The sequence below is a fragment of the Mucilaginibacter sp. KACC 22773 genome, from assembly GCF_028736215.1.
Taxonomy (GTDB): domain Bacteria; phylum Bacteroidota; class Bacteroidia; order Sphingobacteriales; family Sphingobacteriaceae; genus Mucilaginibacter.
The window spans coordinates 223449-244670 of the sequence record NZ_CP117883.1 but is presented as its reverse complement, the minus strand read 5'-3'; the positions used below and the strand labels follow the sequence as shown (position 1 = coordinate 244670).

General features: G+C 44.4%; 19 protein-coding genes. 5 read left to right on the top strand and 14 right to left on the bottom strand.

Features of this window, described 5'->3' with window-relative positions:
* Window positions 1-107: 107 nt before the first annotated feature.
* From PQ469_RS01045 to PQ469_RS01030, 4 genes are all read left to right on the top strand, one after another.
* Window positions 108-1073, top strand: coding sequence for an NAD-dependent epimerase/dehydratase family protein (locus PQ469_RS01045; RefSeq protein WP_274211326.1), 966 nt, complete (start codon window positions 108-110; stop codon window positions 1071-1073).
* A gap of 14 nt (window positions 1074-1087) precedes the next feature.
* Window positions 1088-1615, top strand: coding sequence for a PH domain-containing protein (locus PQ469_RS01040; protein WP_274211325.1), 528 nt, complete (start codon window positions 1088-1090; stop codon window positions 1613-1615).
* A 90-nt stretch (window positions 1616-1705) separates the two neighbouring features.
* The gene (locus tag PQ469_RS01035; RefSeq protein WP_274211324.1) at window positions 1706-2692 is read left to right on the top strand and encodes an acyltransferase family protein; all 987 of its coding nucleotides are present in this window, start codon (window positions 1706-1708) and stop codon (window positions 2690-2692) included.
* A gap of 70 nt (window positions 2693-2762) precedes the next feature.
* Window positions 2763-4052: an HAD-IB family phosphatase gene (locus PQ469_RS01030; protein WP_274213856.1), complete on the top strand. Its 1290-nt coding sequence runs from the start codon at window positions 2763-2765 to the stop codon at window positions 4050-4052.
* A 161-nt stretch (window positions 4053-4213) separates the two neighbouring features.
* Here PQ469_RS01030 and PQ469_RS01025 read toward each other — a convergent pair whose 3' ends face one another.
* Window positions 4214-4681 carry a universal stress protein gene (locus tag PQ469_RS01025; protein WP_274211323.1) on the bottom strand — a complete coding sequence of 156 codons (468 nt, stop codon included), beginning with the start codon at window positions 4679-4681 and terminating at the stop codon, window positions 4214-4216.
* Between the two features lie 269 nt (window positions 4682-4950).
* Between PQ469_RS01025 and PQ469_RS01020 the strand changes: the two genes are divergently transcribed.
* Window positions 4951-5898, top strand: a complete 948-nt coding sequence (locus PQ469_RS01020; RefSeq protein ID WP_274211322.1) for a tryptophan 2,3-dioxygenase family protein — start codon at window positions 4951-4953, stop codon at window positions 5896-5898.
* A gap of 118 nt (window positions 5899-6016) precedes the next feature.
* Here PQ469_RS01020 and PQ469_RS01015 read toward each other — a convergent pair whose 3' ends face one another.
* The 13 genes from PQ469_RS01015 to PQ469_RS00955 all read right to left on the bottom strand — a co-directional run bounded on the left by PQ469_RS01015 (window position 6017) and on the right by PQ469_RS00955 (window position 21218).
* Window positions 6017-7339 (bottom strand): MFS transporter, encoded by a 1323-nt coding sequence (locus PQ469_RS01015; RefSeq protein ID WP_255369761.1) that lies wholly within the window; start codon window positions 7337-7339, stop codon window positions 6017-6019.
* A gap of 306 nt (window positions 7340-7645) precedes the next feature.
* A complete protein-coding gene (locus PQ469_RS01010) occupies window positions 7646-9031 on the bottom strand; it encodes a M20/M25/M40 family metallo-hydrolase (protein WP_274211321.1) in 1386 nt (461 codons plus the stop codon).
* Between the two features lie 203 nt (window positions 9032-9234).
* Entirely contained in the window at window positions 9235-11337 is a 2103-nt protein-coding gene (gene recG / locus PQ469_RS01005) for an ATP-dependent DNA helicase RecG (RefSeq protein ID WP_274211320.1), read from the bottom strand.
* Between the two features lie 234 nt (window positions 11338-11571).
* Window positions 11572-11949, bottom strand: coding sequence for a RidA family protein (locus PQ469_RS01000; RefSeq protein WP_274211319.1), 378 nt, complete (start codon window positions 11947-11949; stop codon window positions 11572-11574).
* On the bottom strand, window positions 11946-12089 hold the full coding sequence (locus PQ469_RS00995) for a DUF6728 family protein (protein WP_177183700.1): 144 nt from the start codon (window positions 12087-12089) through the stop codon (window positions 11946-11948). The genes PQ469_RS01000 and PQ469_RS00995 overlap by 4 nt, the downstream gene beginning before the upstream one ends.
* A gap of 335 nt (window positions 12090-12424) precedes the next feature.
* On the bottom strand, window positions 12425-13297 hold the full coding sequence (locus PQ469_RS00990) for an EamA family transporter (RefSeq protein ID WP_274211318.1): 873 nt from the start codon (window positions 13295-13297) through the stop codon (window positions 12425-12427).
* Between the two features lie 157 nt (window positions 13298-13454).
* On the bottom strand, window positions 13455-13997 hold the full coding sequence (locus PQ469_RS00985; protein WP_274211317.1) for a hypothetical protein: 543 nt from the start codon (window positions 13995-13997) through the stop codon (window positions 13455-13457).
* Between the two features lie 74 nt (window positions 13998-14071).
* Window positions 14072-15418, bottom strand: a complete 1347-nt coding sequence (locus PQ469_RS00980; RefSeq protein WP_274211316.1) for a M28 family metallopeptidase — start codon at window positions 15416-15418, stop codon at window positions 14072-14074.
* A gap of 83 nt (window positions 15419-15501) precedes the next feature.
* Window positions 15502-16587: a protein-glutamate methylesterase/protein-glutamine glutaminase gene (locus tag PQ469_RS00975; protein WP_274211315.1), complete on the bottom strand. Its 1086-nt coding sequence runs from the start codon at window positions 16585-16587 to the stop codon at window positions 15502-15504.
* Window positions 16588-16599: 12 nt separating this feature from the next.
* Window positions 16600-17082: a chemotaxis protein CheD gene (locus tag PQ469_RS00970; RefSeq protein WP_274211314.1), complete on the bottom strand. Its 483-nt coding sequence runs from the start codon at window positions 17080-17082 to the stop codon at window positions 16600-16602.
* A 21-nt stretch (window positions 17083-17103) separates the two neighbouring features.
* On the bottom strand, window positions 17104-17961 hold the full coding sequence (locus tag PQ469_RS00965; RefSeq protein ID WP_274211313.1) for a CheR family methyltransferase: 858 nt from the start codon (window positions 17959-17961) through the stop codon (window positions 17104-17106).
* A 23-nt stretch (window positions 17962-17984) separates the two neighbouring features.
* Entirely contained in the window at window positions 17985-19634 is a 1650-nt protein-coding gene (locus tag PQ469_RS00960) for a methyl-accepting chemotaxis protein (protein WP_274211312.1), read from the bottom strand.
* Between the two features lie 24 nt (window positions 19635-19658).
* On the bottom strand, window positions 19659-21218 hold the full coding sequence (locus PQ469_RS00955) for a HAMP domain-containing methyl-accepting chemotaxis protein (protein WP_274211311.1): 1560 nt from the start codon (window positions 21216-21218) through the stop codon (window positions 19659-19661).
* Window positions 21219-21222: the final 4 nt, after the last annotated feature.

Below are 21222 nucleotides of genomic sequence, written 5' to 3'. Positions count from 1 at the left end.
ATAACAAACCAAACAGGCACTCAAAAATCAAAATCCTGCATCTGCATATCTGCACATCTAAAATCTGCACATTTATGAACATATTTGCACATCTGAAATCCGTATATATGATTCTAATTACTGGCGCAACAGGTTTTCTCGGGGCCGAACTGGCGAAACTGCTGGTTACATCTGGCTCAAACATTCGTTGCACCAAGAGGGCTACATCAACCATACCTGCGTTACTTGTCCCTTTTCAATCACAAATTGAATGGGTGGAGGCCGACTTGTTGGATATTTTTGCTTTGGAGAATGCTTTAGCTGGCGTAACCCAGGTTTATCATTGCGCGGCGTGGGTATCGTTAAAATCGGCCGATAAAAAGCCGATGATCAATACTAACGTGACCGGCACGGCCAACCTGGTTAATTTATGTGCCGAAAAGGGCATCAGGATGGTGCACGTAAGCTCGATAGCCGCTATAGGCCTGGCCAAACCCGGCGATCTTACTACCGAAAACCACCACCTGGAGCAATCAACAGAAAATGATGGTTATGCCATATCAAAGTTAGAGAGTGAGATGGAAGTATGGCGCGGTATTGCCGAAGGGCTGGATGCTGTAATTGTGAATCCATCGCTTATTATTGGCGCAAGCGCGGGTAAAGCTGGCAGCGGCGCGTTGTTTGAAACCATCCGTAAGGGCCTTAAATTTTATACCTCCGGCACCATTGGTTTTGTTGATGTAGAGGATGTAGCCAAATGTATGGTTGGCTTGATGAACAGTGTTATCACCGCCGAGCGCTACATTATCAGCGCCGAAAATCGCACCTATCAATCTATAACTACCGAGGCAGCAAACGGATTTGGGATTAAACCGCCCGCCATTTTAGCCAAACCCTGGCTGATGGAAATTGGCTGGCGCGGTGCCGCAGTAATAGCCGCGTTAACAGGTGGCGATCCGGCTATCGACAAAACATCGGCACAGGCGGCATCGGTAACACGGGAGTTTGATAACTCGAAAATCAAGAATGCTATTGGCATTGAATTTAAGCCGATCAGCGAAACCATTAAGGAGATTTGTAAGGCATTGCACTAATTGAAGATGGCTTTATGGATATGGTAAAACGCTATACATTTAATCCCCGGCGCTTAATTTTTGAGTCGGTGTTTACTTTTGCATTGGTCGGCTTTGCTATTTGGTTTACTATAAAAGCAGTATTATTGTTTCCCCCAACAGCGCCTCTGTTCTTTTTTTTGCTATTGTTTTTTAGTGGTTTGGTAGCAATACTATACCAACAAATAAAGACTTTGCTTGTACTGAAGCAGTATTACCAATTCGATAGCTATAAAACAATAACACTAAGCGCCGACAGACTAACATTCAACATGGGTCAAGATGACCTTGATATACACATTAACAGTGATAAAGTTGTAAAAGTCGAGATTTATGAAGGTCAACACTGGGGCAGATTCCAGGGTTTTAGTTATATAATATTACACACGATAAATAAACAAAAGATAATCATTACCCAGTTTACCGTACCATTGCTTGTTCAGGATAAGATATTTAAAAAGTTTTTGAGGAAGAAACCAAGAAAATATTTTAAAAAGAGATTCAATTTTATCGATCTGAATTAAAGCGCAAACAGAACAGTCAACTCGCCGTATTGAAGCTAATTGGTATGTTTATTTACACCAATATCATTACTTTGCCCATTCATTTTTTACATGCAACCCGATAAAAGAAACCACCTGATAGATTTGCTGAGGATATTGGCAGCTTCATGGGTAGTTTTTTTTCATCTCAACCAGCCTATAAAACCTATTGATAACTGGTATCGCGATTTTTGTAAGTACGGGCACCTGGGGGTACCTGTATTTTTTATCATAAGCGGTTATTGTATACTTATAGCGCTTCACCATGCCAAAAAGCCAACCGAATTTATTGTAAGGCGTTTCTTCCGTATTTTCCCACCTTATTGGTTCAGTTTGGCTATAACCGCCGTGATAATTTTATTGCTAAAGTTTACAACCAGCGTGAATTCAGTTGCTGTGATCCCTAAAAATATCACTGGTATAGTGGCAACCCTCACCCTTACCACAACACCCATAACCGATATAAAAACTATCAACTGGGTGTACTGGACACTATCGTACGAGATGTTTTTTTACCTGGCTGTATTTGCCTGCGCCTTTTTTAAAAAACAATATTTTGTAATTGCTTTAACAGTTGTTACGCTGTTGAGTACTGTTTTACCCCGGTTTGAATCGGGGCCTTTGTTCTTTTTAAACCTGTGGCCATTGTTTAGCCTTGGTGTAGCCTTATACCAGTTGCTGCATCAGCCTGCCTATAAATGGTTTAATATAGCCTTATTGGCTTTTACAGCAGTTGATTTTTATGCAACCCATCAATCCTATATTTACATTGTACTTTGCTTAATTACTGGGGCGCTTATTGTTATCAACCACTTTAAACCGCTAAAAAACAACTTGCTTAGCCGTTATGGCGATGTTTCCTATTCGCTTTACCTGGTACACGTGCCCATCGGCATCTATTTGTTAGGGCATTTGAAAACCACCGCGATACAAACCAATGTTGCTTTAAATATTGTTTTTGACGTGGCGATATTGATATTCCTGGTGTTTATTTCCGGGCTAATGCACCGGTATATCGAATTGCCCGCTATTAAATATGGCAAGCGGTTTGGGAAGTGAGTTGCCACATGACAACAAAAAAAACTCTACTTATCCTATCAACAAAAAAATTCGCACATTTGCACCCAAGATGGAGCAGTACTTTATTATTGATTTCGACAGCACGTTTACACAGGTTGAGGCCCTTGACGAACTGGCCCGCATATCCCTCAAAAATCATCCCGACCGTGAGGGTATTTACAAGCAGATAGAAGATTTAACTAATGCTTCGATGGAAGGCAGGCTATCCTTTACACAAAGTTTAGAAGCCCGCGTTAAACTACTGAATGCCAACCGCGATCATTTAAAGCAGCTTATCAGTCATCTTAAAAAAAAGGTATCTACCTCATTCTCGCGCAATACCATCTTCTTTAAAAATCACCAGGACGAGGTATTGATTGTGTCCGGGGGGTTTAAGGAGTTTATTACGCCTGTAGTTACCGAATATCACATTAAAAAAGAAAATATTTACGCTAATACTTTCGAGTTTGACGAAGAAGGTAATATTATCGGATATGATCGTACCAATCCGCTGTCACAAGAAGGTGGTAAGGTTAAATTACTTAAAGAGTTACAATTGCCCGGCGATATTTACGGCATAGGCGATGGCTACTCCGATTTCCAGCTGAAGGAATCGGGCATGATCAAGAAATTCTATGCTTTTACCGAAAATATTGAGCGTAAATCGGTAACCGAAAAAGCCGACCACGTTACCCCGAGCTTTGACGAGTTCCTGTACCTGAACAAATTGCCACGCGCCATATCATATCCCAAAAACCGCATTAAATGCCTGGTAGTTGGTGCAATTGATGAAGAGGCACAGGCTCAAATGAAAAAAGAAGGGTACAACATCCGCAACAGGGATGAGATTGAAGATAAATATTTAGAAGAAGCCGGTGTTTTATTTTGCGATGAAGACCACCAGCCAACGCCAGAGCAGGTACAAAATTCCGGCCGGTTAAAAGTGATAGGTATTTTTGGCAAATGCAATAACAAACTTGCCGAAACAGCCACCGAAAATGGCATTATTATATTTGACGACCCGAGGCATAACCCGCATAACAGCGATTTTTTGCCAAAAAGGGTGTTGGCTTTCATGAACGAGGGCAAAACACATACCAGCTGCAATTTTCCGGATTTACAGCCGCCCAGGGTTAACAATGCACACCGTTTAATCCACATCCACAAAAACGTGCCCGGCATCCTGGCCAAAATAAACGATGTATTTGCCCGCCACAACATCAATATTGTTGGCGAGTTCCTGGTTACCAACCCACAAATTGGGTATGTAATCACCGACGTAAATACGGGCTACGACACCCAGGTACTCAACGAGTTAAAGGCGATTGAGCATACCATCAAATTCAGGCTATTGTATTAATCGGGCTCGAGTTGCCAGGATCGGGTTGCGGGATTTGGGATATGCGTTACGGAGTTATTGACCTGCGCTCCGGATTTAAAGTTTTACACGCACCTTGCGACACGAACCCCGAACCTTGCAACACGCCCCCCCGAACCACACAACACGAATCCCGAACCTGCTTAAGCGATAAACGGCACAACCAATACCGGGATAGTTGAATGGCGAACAACGTTTTCCGCTACGCTGCCCATAAAGAAACGATCAAGGCCAGTGCGGCTATGAGTGCCTAATACAATCAGATCGGCATTAAATTGTTTTGCACAGCTAAGTATACCATCGGCAGTAATATTAAAATCGGTAAACGAGGTAACTTCAAGCTCGCCCGCATATTCCTTTTTAATATTATCAATTAGCGATGAAGATTGCCTGGATTGGATATCAATTAACTCAGACTGATCTATCCCCATAGTTCCCATCGGCATTCCTACTAAGCTATCATTGGCGTCTGGCGGAAAAACAGCCGGCTCGATAATATGAACCAAACCAACTGCAGCCCTGTAAGTATGTGCAATATCAAACCCATATGCTGCGGCATTATGCGCGTATGTGCTATCATCAATGCCTATTAATATTTTATTGATTTTCATGATGTTTAAGGTTGTTTGAATCAGAATTTTTCACATGTATATTGTTTTTCAAAGGTGTTCAAGAGGGCTATGCCATTTACAGAATTTGAGAATGAACAGAATAAATCGGACAAAATATTAAGCCACGCGTTTTCATGTTTTTTATTCTGAAAATCCTTTAATTCTGTAAATTCTGATTCAGACATAAGACAGCCCGCAGTAAAAAATGTTTTAATTTTCGATGTTACTTTGCCCTGGTTAACCTCATCTCATTTTTGCTACCTTTGATTATGCAATTCTCTCCCGAAATTGAAGGGCGCCTGGCGCAGTTACAGGAAAAATACGAAGCCATGGGCCAGGATATGAACTCCTATCTTGACGGACTGCTATACGCCGATTTTTTAACCTACTGGGATTACATACACCTGGATACATTATTGAGCCTGCAAAGCCCTAAAACGCCCTTTCCCGACGAAGAGATCTTTATCATCTATCACCAGATAACCGAATTATATTTTAAGCTGGCATTGCATGAGTGCCAGCAGATAGCTGCCGCCCAGCCCTTAACTGTCGTTTTTTTTACTGCGCGTTTAAAGCGCATTAACAGGTATTTTGGTGCGCTAACCCAATCATTTGAGATTATGGTTGATGGGATGGAAAAAGAGCAGTTCCTGAAGTTCAGGATGTCGTTATTACCCGCCAGCGGTTTTCAATCGGGCCAGTACAGGATGATCGAGATATACGCCACCGATTTTATTAACCTGGTAGCTAAGGATAAACGCGAAGAACTAAATACAGCCACTATTGAAGAGCAATTTGAATACCTGTATTGGAAGTTTGGCGCCACCGAACTATCAACCGGAAAAAAGACATTGACGCTTAAACAGTTCGAAAAAAAGTACGCCAACATATTCATTGAACTTGGTAAGGCAAATGTTGGCTATAATTTTAACACACTGGCCTTAAAATTTGAGGCCGAAGGCCAGCTTACACCTGACTTAAGAGCCGAGCTGCGCCAGCTGGATGTAAATGTAAACGTAAACTGGCCGCTATCACACTACAAATCGGCCGTGCGTTACCTTAACCGCGAACCCGAAGAAATAAAAGCCACCGGCGGTACCAACTGGCAAAAATACCTGCCTCCGCGCTTTCAGAAACGCATTTTTTACCCATCACTCTGGACAGCCGATGAAGTGGAAAACTGGGGTAAGGCCTGGGTGGATAGCGTGCTGGGGTAGAGCGCAATGACATAAACGTTATCTCGGACTTGTTTTCAGGTCCCAGAGGGTAGGTGGCCCGCCTGAAGTGTACTACTTGGTATTGGGTTACCGAAACAAGTTCCTTCCGCGCGCTATTTTATTTAACAGCCATTTCTCCCTTCGCAACGCTCGGTGGCTGTATTTGGCTTAAGGATAGCGGTACAAGCCGTTTGGTTTTTAAATACGTTATACCCACAATGAGCATAGTCATGCTACCGCCAAATATAACCGACGGCACCGTGCCTAATAAACGTGCCGCCGTGCCCGATTCAAAAGCTCCTATCTCATTTGATGAGCCGATAAACATCTGGTTAACAGCCGATACCCGCCCGCGCATATGTTCGGGCGTTAATAACTGCATAATTGTACCACGGATAATTACGCTTACACTGTCAAAAGCTCCTTCGGTAAATATAAACAACAATGACAGGTAAAAGCTTTTAGATAAACCAAAGCAAATGATAGACAACCCAAACCCGGTTACCGCTATCAACAAATTGCGCCATGGCTTGCCCATAGGCGAAAACCTGGTCATCACCAGCATGGTTAATACAGCCCCCAATGACGATGTTGCCCGCATAATTCCCAAACCTTCGGCTCCTACCTTCAATATTTCGTTGGCAAACACTGGTAGTAACGCAACGGCGCCGCCAAAAAACACCGAGAATAAATCGAGGCTCATGGCCCCTATCATCATTTTATTGCCAAACACAAAGGAAATTCCTTCTGAAAGACTTTTATAAATACTCTCCTTAGGCACAAAAACAGGCGGATATTTGCGTAAACGCGCAACCAGTATTAATGATACTATGAGAAAAAAGATAATACAACCAAAAGTTGCAGTAATGCCGCTTATACCAAAAAATTTATCAGAATAGCCATAGATCAACCCGCCCGCAGCCGGGCCCACAATGGATGCCACCTGCCAGCTCGAACTGCTCCAGGTGCTGCCGTTGGGGTAAACTTCCTTAGGAATACTGTGCGCGTAAATAGTAAAAGTAGCCGGACCATAAAACGCCCTTGCAATTCCGTTACAAAATATCATCACGTAAATTATAGGAACCACCCAACCTACGTGAATAATATCGCTCATGCTTTTAAGCGTAACAGTAAACATCACCATCGAGGTGAATATCACCCCACTGAATATTAACAGCAACATCTTACGTTTCTCAGATTTATCAGCAATATAACCGCCGTATAAAGCGATACAAACCGCGGGAATAGCCTCGCATAAGCCTACCAAACCCAAAGCAAATGGGTCTTTTGTTAACTCATAGATATAAAAACCGATTATAACGGCTTGCATAGAATATGCAAAGGTGAAACAAAAACGCATACCGATATAAGACCGGAAATCTTTATATCGCAATGCTGCAAAGGAATCAATTTTGGGTTTACTCTCGCCTTCTTCGGTCACAGTGTTGTTTTAGATGTGCCGCAAATTTACAACACGATTTTCAGGATTTTTAAAAAATCTGCAGATTTCAGATTACAAATGTGCAGATTTTAGCAAAAAACGCCTGTGGAAGTGCCGGTGGTAAATCGTACCTATTAAAATTCAGATTGGGGCATTACCCTCGTTCCTCGGGTCAGGCTATGCGCTTATACTGCACGGGCCTTAGCCACATTGACTGGTATTCGCTACTATCCTTAATGCAAAAAGCCGCATGTGAGAACACATGCGGCGGAAAAATTAATTCATCAATAAATAATCATCTACGCATCAAAATCCGTGCTGATCTATCAGGTAAATCAGCGCTGCGATACCGGCCCCCCCCAGTTCAAGCTCGCGTTTGTTTACGTTTTCAAATACGTCGTTTGGTGTGTGGTGGATATCAAAATAGCGCTGAGAATCAGGGCGAAAGCCGATCAGCACAACGCTTGGCAACTTTTCTTTCATCGGCTCAATGTCTGTTCCCGACCCACCTATAGTCAGCTGGTCAACTTCGTATGGCTCTAATATTGATTTCCAGTTGGTGTTCACTTTTGTTATAAAATCTTTAGATACATCCGAAAAGCTGAAGCCCCGCGGGGTAAAGCCGCCTTCGTCGGTTTCTATAGCGGCAATGTGCTCCTCCTTATTTTGAGCGGCAAGTTCGGCGTATTTGGTGCCACCTTTGTGGCCATTCTCCTCGTTCATGAAAAACACCGCCCGAACGGAGTTTTTAGGTTTGTAACCTATTGCCTTAAAGATCCTTAGCACCTCAGCCGATTGCATTACACCGGTACCATCGTCGTGCGCGCCTTCGGCCAGGTCCCAGGAATCAAGGTGGCCGCCTACGGATATAAACTTATTAGGATGCTCTGTACCAGTAAGTTCGCCAATTACGTTGTAGGATAAAACATCGGGCAATAACTGGCAGCTTTGTTTGAAGTAGAACTTGGCTGCAGGGAACTTACGCATTTTAAGCATGGCGCTCAGCTTGTTGGCCGCTTTGGTAGAGATTGCCGCAGCCGGGATATTTTTGCCATCCTTATCGGTCAGGGTAGCGCCGGTATGGGGGTAATCATCTAAACTCTCTGTCAGCGAACGCACTATAACGCCTACTGCGCCATATTTGGCGGCGGCAGCAGGCCCCATAAAGCGCTGATCTCCAGCGGTTCCGTAGGCTTGTCCGGTTTCAATAAACCGTGGATCAAAAGCACGGTTAAAGAATACGATTTTGCCTTTAATAGCCGCTTCGCCAAGGGTTGCCAGTTCTTTAAGGCTCTGTACCTCAATAACATTGGCTGTAATACCTTCTTTAGGGGTAGCAACTGTCATCCCCAGGGCGGCAATAGGCACCGGGATACGTTTTTTGCCATCAATAATAAAAGCTGTTTCTTTGGCACCGCGTACCCAATGGGGCACCATAACTTCCTGTAAATAAACCTTATCGAAGCCATAGCTTTCCATCAGTTTTTTGCTGTATTCCACAGCTTTTTGGGCGTTGGCCGAGCCGCTGATACGCTGGCCTATGTTTTTACACAGGTAGCGCAGGCTTTCATAACTTTTGCCGTTTACCAGGGCTTCGTCGTAAATTTTGCGGATCATTAATGAATCCTGGGCATGAATGAGGTTGGCTGATAACAGCAGCGAGGAGATTAAAAAAGTAAATTTTCTTTTCATTTAAATGTTTGTTTTTTATGCGATAAGCACTCTTGCGGGTCACCGTTCAGTACCCTTTGGCCACCTTTCGAATAACCTTTCGGTTACCTGCAGATACCTTTACAACACCTTTGGATCACCTTTCTTGCAAAGAAATTTCTGTGCGCTTATCAAATGAAGTCAGTCGGAAACAAATTTAATATTTTGCGGCAATAATGGAAGCCTCAGGAAATTTTATCCCAGCTTAAACCGGCATTTTTTGTTTCGAAGGCATGGTGCAACACCTGGTTTTCGGGTAGGGCCAGTTGGGGGTCTTTGGCAAAAATTTGCTCTACCGTTTTGCGGGCTTTAAATAACAGCTCCTGGTCGGTAGCAAGGTTGGCAACCTTCAGGTCGAGCACGCCGCTTTGCTGGGTACCATCCAGGTTGCCGGGGCCGCGCAGCTGCAGGTCGATCTCGGAGATTTCGAAACCGTTATTGGTTTTCACCATGGTATCCAGCCGAATTTTGCCGTCGTGGCTTAGCTTGTGGCTGCTCATCAAAATACAGTATGATTGCTCGGCTCCGCGCCCTACCCTACCGCGCAGCTGGTGCAGTTGCGACAGGCCAAAACGCTCGGCATTTTCAATGATCATTACCGAGGCATTGGGCACGTTAACCCCAACCTCTATCACGGTGGTGGCCACCATAATTTGAGTTTGCCCTTTGATGAAGCGCTGCATCTCAAACTCCTTATCGGCGGGTTTTAATTTGCCATGCACAATGCTGATCTTATACTCGGGCAATGGAAACTCGCGCGAGATAATTTCGATACCCTCTTCCAGGTTTTTAAGGTCGAGTTTTTCGCTTTCCTTAATCAGCGGGTACACAATATAAATTTGCCGGCCCAGGGCAATTTCCTTTTTCATAAAACCAAACACCCGCAGGCGCTGGTTATCAAAAAAGTGCAGTGTTTGGATAGGCTTACGGCCGGCAGGCAACTCATCAATTACCGATACATCCAGGTCGCCGTACAAGGTCATGGCCAGGGTGCGGGGGATGGGCGTTGCCGTCATCACCAGGATGTGGGGTGGCATCATGTTTTTACGCCAAAGTTTGGCCCGCTGTTCTACCCCAAAACGGTGCTGCTCATCAATCACCACGAAGCCCAGGTTTTTGAATTGTACTTTGTCCTCTATCAGGGCGTGGGTACCAATCAGTATCTTCATTTCGCCGCTTTCCAGTTTCTGGTGCAGCACCCTGCGGTCTTTTTGCTTGGTTGATCCGGTGAGCAGGGCCACCTCGATAAAACCATCGCCAACCAAACTGCTGATGGTTTGGTAATGCTGGCTGGCCAATATTTCGGTGGGCGCCATAATGCAGGTCTGGAAGCCGTTATCAATAGCAATCAGCATCGCCATCAGGGCAACAACGGTTTTGCCGCTGCCTACATCGCCCTGCAACAGGCGGTTCATTTGCACGCCGCGCTGGGTGTCCTGCCTTATCTCCTTTAGCACCCGTTTTTGCGCCGTAGTTAGTTCAAAAGGTAGTTTATGGTGGTAAAAATCATTAAAGTAATGCCCTACGGTACTAAATACGTTCCCCTTAAACTTTTGGGTATGCAGCAGTTTATTGCGCAGGAGTTTAAGCTGCAGCAAAAACAGTTCCTCAAACTTAAGCCGGTGCAAAGCCTCGTTCAGCAAATTGGCATCGGCCGGGAAGTGGGTGTTGCGATAAGCCTCGGCCCTACCCAGGAGTTTAAAGTGCTGAATTATGTACAGCGGTAAATTTTCTTTAATATCCTTAGCATGCAGGCCCAGTAAGGTAGCGGTTAGTTTTTGAATACCCTTGCTGTCCAGTTGAAACTGCTTAAGCTTTTCAGTAGAGTTATATACCGGCTGCAAGGTAGCGTTGCCCTGCCGCTGCATATTGGCAGGCGAGTAGATTTCCATTTCGGGATGCGCCATTTGGGCTTGCCCGTTAAAGGATCCTGCCTTGCCAAACACAATGTATACCGTGCCGGGCACAATAGTTTTATCTATCCAGTTGATGCCTTTAAACCAAACCAGTTCCAACGTGCCGGTATCATCACGGGTTTGTACAACCAGCCGTTTGGTGTGCTTCTCGCCAACAATTTGCTTGCTAATAACACGGGCCAAAACCTGCACGTAAGGCAAATCGGGATTAATATCTTTTACCTTGTAAAATTTGGTCCGGTCGATATACCGGAAGGGGAAATGGCGCAGCAAATCCTCAAAAGTGGCAATACCCAATTCCTTTTTCAACACCTCGGCCCGGGTTTGGCCCGCGCCTTTTAAATATGTAAGTGGTGTTTGAAAAGGATCCATAGGCCTCACCTAAATCCTCTCCAAAGGAGAGGACTTTTGATTTGCGTGTTTGTTAAACCATGTGTTACAATCGTCATCCTCAGTATCTCTCCATCACAAAGGATTATGTCATTGTGAGGAACGAAGCAATCTCCTACTTTTCAGGGCGGATGTTCGTAGTTCGCGATTGCTTCGTTCCTCGCAATGACATATAGTCGCTCCTCCCTCTCCTTTGGAGAGGGCCGGGGTGAGGCTTTATTTTACCGCAATAACCGATATCTCTACATTAACGCCTTTTGGCAGTGCCGATACCTGTACCGTTTCGCGGGCAGGGAAGTTTGATGTAAAATAGGTGCCGTATACTTCATTTACCTGGCCAAAATTACCCAGATCGGTTAAAAATATGCTGGTTTTTACCACGTTGGCAAAGCCGAGGCCTGCTTCGGTTAAAATAGCTTTAATATTTTCCATTACTAAAACGGCTTCATCTTTAATACCGCTGGTAACCAGCTCGCCGGTGGCGGGGTTAAGGGGTATCTGGCCAGATACAAATACAAAATTACCGGCAACAGTAGCCTGGCTGTACGGCCCGATAGGTGCAGGCGCGTTATTGGTGTTTATTATTTCCATCATTTTTTGAGTATGAACACTTGTATCAGCTTATAGATGATGCCCGCTAAAAACATCAGGATGGCCAGTGCATTTATAAAATGCATAATGCGCAGGTTAATGTTATCCGGCCTGTTGGGATCTTTTTTTCTAAAGAAATACATAATACAAACTTAGTAAAAAAAAGAGCCTCACCCAACCCTCTCCAAAGGAGAGGGCTTTTGATTTGCGTACATCGCTCCCGCGAGCTTTTAGCTCGTGGGTACCATGGTTGCAGCTTTCAGCTGCCCATGCCAAGCGGGTATTGATATGTTTATACCTGGTTGCCCCTACGAGTTACGCCATGCCAATTTTGGGGTTTGCTATATCCAACCTACATTCCGAACAACTCTTTGAGATGCAGGGCGTAAAAGATTTCGAGCCCTTTCTACGCTGCTGCCCACCCTTCAAGGGTTCGAAATGACCAGGTTCTTTAAATAAGCTTTTAGCCTGCAATACATTAACCTTCCGGTGTTATGTTGCCCATCTCCTGCCGGTTACCAATTGTTGCTCCGGCGCTGGCGATTACAACCAGTATAACCGCGACATATTCCTGTATCGAAAGATATTCTTTCAAAAATATCAACCCGCAGATGGCGCCAACCGCTGGTTCCATGCTCATAAGGATACTGAATGTTTTGGTGGGGATATATTTAAGTCCGTACATCTCTAAAGAAAACGGAATGGCGCTGCAAAATAACGCCAACCCCATAGCCGGGATAATCATACTGCTTTTAAAGTTCATCATCCCGTCACTTGCGAAAGCAAATGGCAATGTCGCCATTAACGCAAACAGCATACCTATGGTAACGGCCTGACCGCCATTTAACACCGCAGATACCCGCCGGCCCAACACAATATAGCCGGCCCAAAAGGCACCGGCCAGCAAAGCCATGCCCGCGCCAAACAAATCAATATTGGTGTTATTCCAGGGTGTCATTAATACAATCCCGCCTGCGGCCAGTAGTACCCATAAAAATTCGATGGCGCGTTTTGAACTAAACACCACAAGCAGCAACGGCCCCATAAACTCAAGGGTGACTGCTATCCCCAACGGAATGCGCGATAAGGCCAGGTAGTAAATTAAATTCATGGCACCCAGGCATAAACCGTAAGGGATAACCGCATTCCATTGTTCGCGGGTTAATGTTTTTAACCCTGGCCTGTTCACGACAAGCAGTATCAATGCCGATAATCCTATCCGCAAGGTGGCGGTAACTGAAGCACCGAGAGCCGGAAATAATCCCTTAGCAATAGCAGCCCCTACCTGAACGCTTAATATCGAGCCTAAAACCGCCAGTAAGGGGCGTATGGGTATTTTGTTTTTTTGCATTGAATTTGAATCGGCGATAGCATAAAGGTAATTTAAACAAACTTATAAGTTGCTGGCTTTTTGCAAAGGTGACAGGGAGATAGCTTTTGAAAAAAAACAGGGAAAATCCTCTTCAGAGAAGTAGAGTTTTGATTTGAGTGACGGATTATTAATCACACTATGTGCTTATTGGTCGCGCTACCTTTCTATTCAAAATCATATACGCAGATACTAACATTACCATGTAAATCCCCAATCCCCCAAGGTAACTCATCGAGATCCTAAATTCCCTGAGAATCCCAACTATCCCGAACGGTAGTTGTGCAAGAATATTAATAAACAGCCAAAATGAAATAATAATTATTGTCGGGCTAAAAGAACTGCGAAACTTTTTGATCCATAGCATCTGCGGCAGCAACACACTGCTGACCAGTGAAGCAAACGCAGCCCACCAATAAGAACCAAACAGTCGATTGGTTAATGTATATTGCTCGTACTCCCCCCCCGAGTAAAAAGCCACAAAAATTTCCATTACCCACATTACGGTATAAATCATCGCGCCAAAAAGCAACACGATGTTAACTGCTTTTATTAGAACAGCTTTGTTAATATTAGTCAGTTTGATTTTAAAAAGACTAACCACAACAAGGCACAGGCTTATTATAACCGTGCCGCTGAAAATAGCGGAGGCTATAAGATTTGCTGCGGTGTTTATTACCATATTTGTTTGGGCCTTTTTAATGTATGATGTTTGCTTTTAAAGCCCTCTCATTTGCAGGGGCTTGGGTGAGGCTTTTACCTCACCGGCTTCGGAAACACCGGCAAACTCTCATGCCCGTCAGCATCTACCGATTGCACCGCAAAAAAGTAATTATCCTTTGAGTAGGCCAGCGTAGCCATTGTATCGGTTACATAAAACTTACGTTCCCAAAAGGCGCTGGTGGTTTCGCGCATCAGTACGTAATAGCCTGCGGGCTTTTTGCCTGTAGATGGCGCTTCCCAGGTAAGTTTGGTTTTGTTGGTGAGGTCGCTGGTTATGATGCCTACATTTTGGGGCCGGGCAGGGGCGAATGCCAGGTTGGCCAGTACCGACAGGTTCATGCGGGCTACTTTTTGTACGTAGTTAAAATCAACAAAGTCGGGCAGGTCGCCATAGTCTACACCGTTTTCGGTGCGGATGCTCTGGTGCTGGCGGTTAAAATCTTCGTTCATTTCGGTAAACCTTACCGCGGTAAAGCCCTGTTCTAAAAACGGGAGGTGGTCGCCGCCGCGCAGGTAGCGGTCGCGGCGGTATATCAATTTTACATCCAGCTGGTCAACGTAGCGTTCGCCGGTTTCTTTGGCATACCGGGCCAACTCGCGCGATGGGCTGTCATTTTCGCCGCCCAATGATTTTAGCGCAGCCACCTGCTTATCGGTAGCATTGGTGGGGATACCATCGCTGAACACCCTAACACTGCGGTTATCCTTTAAATCGGTTTCCATGCCATGAGTGTTGCCTACAATATCATTGTTCAGCATGGCATCTACGTTCCAGTTTTCGGCTTTGGCGCGTTTGGCCACATTGGCCGATCCATAAAGCCCCTGCTCCTCGCCTACCACGGCCATAAAAATTATGGTGGCCGGGAATTGGCGTTTGGCCATCACCCTGGCCAGTTCCATCGAAAGCGCCGTGCCCGATGCATCATCATTAGCCCCAGGCTCCACCCCGTTTGCGTCCATCACATCGTTAATCCGTGAATCATAATGGCCCGATACCAGGTAAACACGGCTATCTGTTGGGTCGGTACCCTTCAGTATAGCCAGTACATTTTTCAGCTTTACCGGCTTATCAATCCTTGTACCTTTTGGCTGGGTGAATGTATCAAAAGCAACGGTCATCCGCCCGCCCGATTCCAGGGCATATTTTTCCATTTCGGCCTTTATCCAATTTCGTGCCGCGCCGCTGCCGGTGGTTTTGCTGGTTGTATCGCTTAGGGTATGCCTGCTTTTAAAGGTTACCAGTTTGCGAATGGTTGTTTCAATGTTTTGGGAGGATACCTCATCGGCCATTTGTTTAATCCGGGCATCGGGTTTGATGATGGTTTGGGCCGAGGCGGCTGCAGTAATGAACAACAGCAGGGAGATGGTAATGTATTTCATACGGCAATTTAGCTGTTTTTATGCTGACGAGGAATTACATCTGCCGCATTTAATTTTCAGGCTTTAATGCAATTAGCCTCTGTTTAAACAAACCTCTTGTCGTTCACCAGTTGGACTACGTATCGCGAAATATCTTTTAACGGTAAAATCTTATCGGCAGCATTCAGCAAAATAGCTTCCTTTGGCATTCCGAACACAACACAGGAACTTTCATCCTGTGCGATGGTTTTACCGCCTGCCTGCTTAATTTCAAGTAAGCCCCGCGCGCCATCGTCGCCCATGCCTGTTAAAATTATTCCGATGCCATTTTGCCCGGCATAAATAGCTGTAGAGCGGAACAATACATCCACCGCCGGGCGATGCCGGTTTACCAGCGGACTATCACTCAACTCAACATAATATTGCGATCCTCTTCTTTTAAGTAAAAGGTGGCGGTTCCCGGGGGCTATTAAGGCCATGCCGGGCTTAACCAGGTCTCCGTCTTCTGCTTCCTTAACGCCAATCTTACACAAACCGTCCAGCCGCTCGGCAAACAGGCGGGTAAAGTTTTCGGGCATGTGCTGTACTATTACAATACCCGGAATATCAACGGGGAGGCCTTCTAAAAATACCCTTATGGCTTCGGTACCGCCGGTTGATGCCCCTACTGCAATTACTTTATCACTAATAATGCTTTGGTTTTTAGGTTTAACGTATTGCAGCACGGCATCGGCTGATAATTTAGGCACCACCGAAGGTTTTTCGGCAATGGATTTGCGGGCAATCTTGGTAAGTGCTGCCGATTTAACAATTTCGCAAATCCGGCCCCTGGCTTCACTGGTAAGCGCCTGCTCGTCAAACATCTCTTTTGTAAGCACCTCAACAGCACCGTACTCCAATGCTTTCAGCGTTACTTCCATATCCCTCCCGGTGTGCCCCGTTATGATAATAACCGGGATAGGGTGCTGGGACATTATTTTTTTGAGAAAGGTAATCCCGTCCATTCGGGGCATTTCCAAATCAAGGGTAATAACATCCGGAACCTGCATGGTCATTTTGCTTGCTGCAATATATGGGTCGGCCGCTGTGGCCATAACTTCAATTACCGGGTCGGCGCTTAAAATTTTGCCCAGCAATTGCCTGAATATGGCAGAGTCGTCAACAATAAGAACTTTAATTTTATTCTTCATACGGGTGAGGTATTAGCCCTTGGTATCTATTTGCTGATCAGGAAAGTTTTGTTTAATATATTTGATCATTACCTTACCACTTTCCGAGTAAAATAAAACCTTCCGCCCACGGTATCCTCCAACATTATGGCTTAAAACCGGTATTTGCTCCTTTTTTAACACCTCAATAGCCAGCCCGATATTGCGTTCGCCAATATGGAATACGCCATTGGGGGCGCCAGTTTCGCAGCCCCCGAATACCTTGGCCCTTAAATTACTTTTATTGCTGCCCAAGGCCAGCATTTTATTAATAATAGCCGGTATGGCAATGTCGCCATATTTATTTGATGGGGTGCCTTCACCATTCCAGTACGGCAGCATATAATGGTTAATACTTCCAAATTCCAATACAGGGTCCCAAAGGGTCACTGCTACACATGAGCCTAAAATAGTATCGACAATGTGAGGCTTTCTGCTCGCAAAAATCGACCCGGGGTATAAATAATATCTATCCATTATAAAAATAATAGTGGCCGTTTATTTCCTTTTAAAAATATTGGGCCGTATTTGCGTTAATGGTAAATTCATATTCGACACGGATTCTGAATGGCCCAGGAACAAATACCCTCCCGGCTCTAATTTCGAACATAGCTTCAGGATAACTTTTTCCTGTGTTGGCCGGTCAAAATAAATCAAAACATTGCGGCAGAAAATGACATTGAAATTTGCTATCGGACCAAAATCTTCGTCGATGAAATTTAAACGGCCAAACTTTACTTTTTCCCGTAACTGGGGTACAATGCGCACGGTTTTGTTATGCACATCCTTGCTTTTAAGCAGGAACTGGCGTTTTAATGCAATTGGCACGGGGGCTACTTTATCTTCGGTATATACCGCTAATGCCGCAGCCTGCAAAACCCTGCTCGAAATATCGGTACCCCATATATTAAAGCTAAACCCCATATGTGTTTCGGCAAACAGGCTTAAAACCATAGCCAATGTATAGGGCTCTTCGCCGGTAGAGCAGCCGGCGCTCCATACCTTAAAAGGTTTTGCGGCGGAATAATCGCGAAAAACCTCGGGCAATATGTTATTTGATAAATAATCAAAGTGTACAGATTCTCTGAAAAAATCGGTTTTATTGGTAGTCACCACATCAATCATGTGGATAAGTTCAGAACGCTGGCCTTCGTTGCTGAATATAAACTCGCAATACTTTTTATATGATGGTATATTTAAAGTTCTGAGCCGTTTAAGCAAACGTCCCTCCAGCATTATTTTTTTTGATGGCGGCAACTTAATTCCATAATTGGTATAAATAAATGTACTTAGCCTGTTAAAGTCCAGGTCGGTCATTTTGGAATTGTCAAAACTATCAATGTTAAAATATACCATACGGGACAGCTCAAAACATCATGTTAAAACTTTTCATAATCTGCATCAAGGCTATCCATGTTCAGGCTAACCCCGTTTGAGGATGATTTGTATTTTGGCAGATGGCTTATCTTTGTCGTATTCCGCCTGGGCCTTATTAATGAGTTAGGCTGGGCAATTGACGCCTTGTATTTTGAGCCGTTTTCGAACCTGAAAAATGAAATAATTTCCTTTAGCTGATCGGCCTGGGATGAAAGCTCTTCGGCGCTGGCAGCCATCTCTTCGGAGGTAGCGGCATTTTGCTGGGTAACCTGGTTTAGTTGTTGCAAGGCGCTATTGATTTGGCCCGCGCCCAGGTTCTGTTCAGAACTTGACGCGTTAATTTCTTCAACCAGTTTGGCCGTATGCTGAATATTAGGCACAATTTCGCCCAGGAGCCTGCCCGATTTTTCGGCAATGGTAACGCTCGATTTTGAAAGTTCATTAATCTCGGTTGCGGCAACCTGCGATTTTTCTGCCAGTTTCCTTACCTCGGCTGCAACAACGGCAAAGCCCCGTCCCTGGTCGCCGGCGCGCGCGGCCTCAACGGCAGCGTTAAGGGCAAGTATATTTGTTTGCCGCGCTATATCGCTTATAATGGTAATTTTCTCGGCAATAAGCTTCATCGAGCTAACCGCTTCATTAACAGCAACACTGCCATCCTGGGCATCGGCCGAGGCCTTAATGGCTATTTTTTCTGTTTGATGGGCGTTGTTGGTGTTTTGCTGTACGCTTGCCACCATCTCTTCCATCGACGACGAAACCTGTTCGGTAGCGGCAGCCTGCTCGGTCGCCCCTTCAGACATTTGCTGCGACGATGAGCTTAACTCCTGGCTTGCCGCCACAATATTATCAGACGCCGAGCTTACGTACGAAATAACATTTTTAAACTTATTGATCATGCCTTTTAAATCTTCCAGCAAAAAGCCAATCTCATCATTGTTAGCCACGTTAATATCAACTGTTAAATCTCCTTCGGCAAGTTTTGATACTACTGTTGTTGCATTTAAAATGGCCTTTTTGATGCTGTATACAATAAGCAATGATATTGATAGTGAAATGGCTATGCCAAATAATATAATAATATAAGAGTGCACTTTTGCGTCTGAATATATTTCCTGGCCTTTGTCATACTCCTCTTTAGATACCGCTACCTGTAGGTCAATCAATGCGTTGATATTGCTTATAATGGGGTCTATTTTCTGAGATAGCTCATTTTGGGCAAAAGCTGACAGGGCAACTTTATCCTCTTTGTCTATAATCGACTGGAGCGACTCCAACGATTCGTCGGAATTGCGCATCAGCTCTTCGGTTTGAGCCGACAGTTTTTTTTCTTCAGGTGTGGCATAGGTAGCTGTATAGGCTTTCCAGTTGGCATCAATTTCTTCCTGGGCCCTGATGATTTTTCTTTTACCCGCTTTTAAATCAATAACGCCGTCCTTCATTTTTTGAGTAACGCCTTCAATATTTATAGCGTACATTTCGTCAATTAAAGTCAGTTGTTTAAGGCATACTACGCGGTCCTTAAATACCGTTTCCAGCGATCCGTTTACGTTGCTTAAGTTGTTCAGCCCATATAAACCTATTGCCACAAGGGTAAATGAAGTGAGGAAAACCATGACAAATAGTTTTGTCGAAATTTTAATATTGTTCATAACATATGGTCGTTTAAGTTCGGTTTAATATTTCTCATATTTTTCGTCTATCGGGTCTTTCCCGTTCATATCTATGTTGATACCTTTATAAAAACGTTCGGGTGCGGGTTTCTTCTTAACCGGATAATGGCTACCGGCAAAAGTTTTCTGGTATGGTTTATTAGCCGGAACCCGTCGTATCTCTGTCCGGGATTTAACATCGTTTCCGATGTCAAAATTTACAATATCCTTCAACTGATCTGCCTGGCCCGAAAGCTCTTCCGAGCTCGCAGCCATCTCTTCGGAAATTGCAGCATTTTGCTGTATAACCTGGTTTAATTGCTGCAAGGCATTATTAATTTCATTGGCGCCGGTATTTTGCTCCATACTGGATATGCTAATTTCCTGCACCAGCTTACACGTTTTCTGAACTTCGGGCACAATTAAATCGAGTAACTTACCCGATCTCTCGGCTATAGTTACACCCGATTTAGACAGGTTGTTAATTTCATGGGCTGCTGTTTGGCAGCGTTCGGCAAGTTTCCTTACTTCGGCAGCTACCACAGCAAAGCCGCGCCCGTTATCGCCGGCCCTTGCGGCCTCAACTGCGGCATTTAACGCTAAAAGATTGGTTTGGCGGGCAATATCACCAATAATTGAAATCCGCTCGGCAATCTCTTTCATGGATTGTACGGTAATATTAACCGCCTTGTTGCCTTCAACAATATCTTCAACAACCTTTAGGGCTATTTTTTCGGTTTGCAAAGCGTTTTCGGTGTTTTGCTGTATGCTGGATACTATTTCCTCCATTGACGACGAAACCTCTTCGGCAGATGCAGCCTGTTCTGTAGCGCCCTCAGACATTTGCTGCGCCGATGAACTCATTTGCGAACTGGCCGATGAAATATTTTCTGAAGCTACCTGGGCATATGAAACCAGGTCTTTAAGCTTGGCAACAATACTGTTGATGTTTTTAATGATAAAAAAGGCCAGCAATAGCGAAATAGTTATGCCCGAAAATATCACAATATAAGCGTGGGTTTTAGCTGTTGAATACACATTTTGGCCATTTATATATTCGTCATTGGCTACTGAAACCTGGATATCAACAAGCGCATTAACATTATTGAGGATAGAATCAACCTTTGGGTTAACATCGCTGAAAGCAAGGGACGCTACCGCGGGCTTATCCTCTTTGTCCATAAGAACTTTAAGCGACTCTAACGATTCATCTGTGCTGGCCATCAGCTCTGTAGTTTGTGCCGATAGTTTTTTTTCTTCGGGAATAGCGCCTGTTGCTACGTACGCCGCCCAATTAGTCTTAATTTCCTTTTGCGCCTTTGCTATTCTTTTTTTGCCGGTTTTAAAATTGATACTGCCATCATTTATTTGCTGAGTAACATCTTTAATATTAATCAGGTACATATCTGAAACAACTTTTAATTGTTTAAGGCACACAATCCGGTCTTCAAATACAGTTTGCAGCGATCCGTTTACTTCTTTTAAATTAAGCTGCCCGGTAATGCCAATTGCTCCAATGGTAAGGAACAGTACACCAACCAGGATGTAAAGTTTGGCCGAAACTTTTATGTTTTGTAAAATCATATCA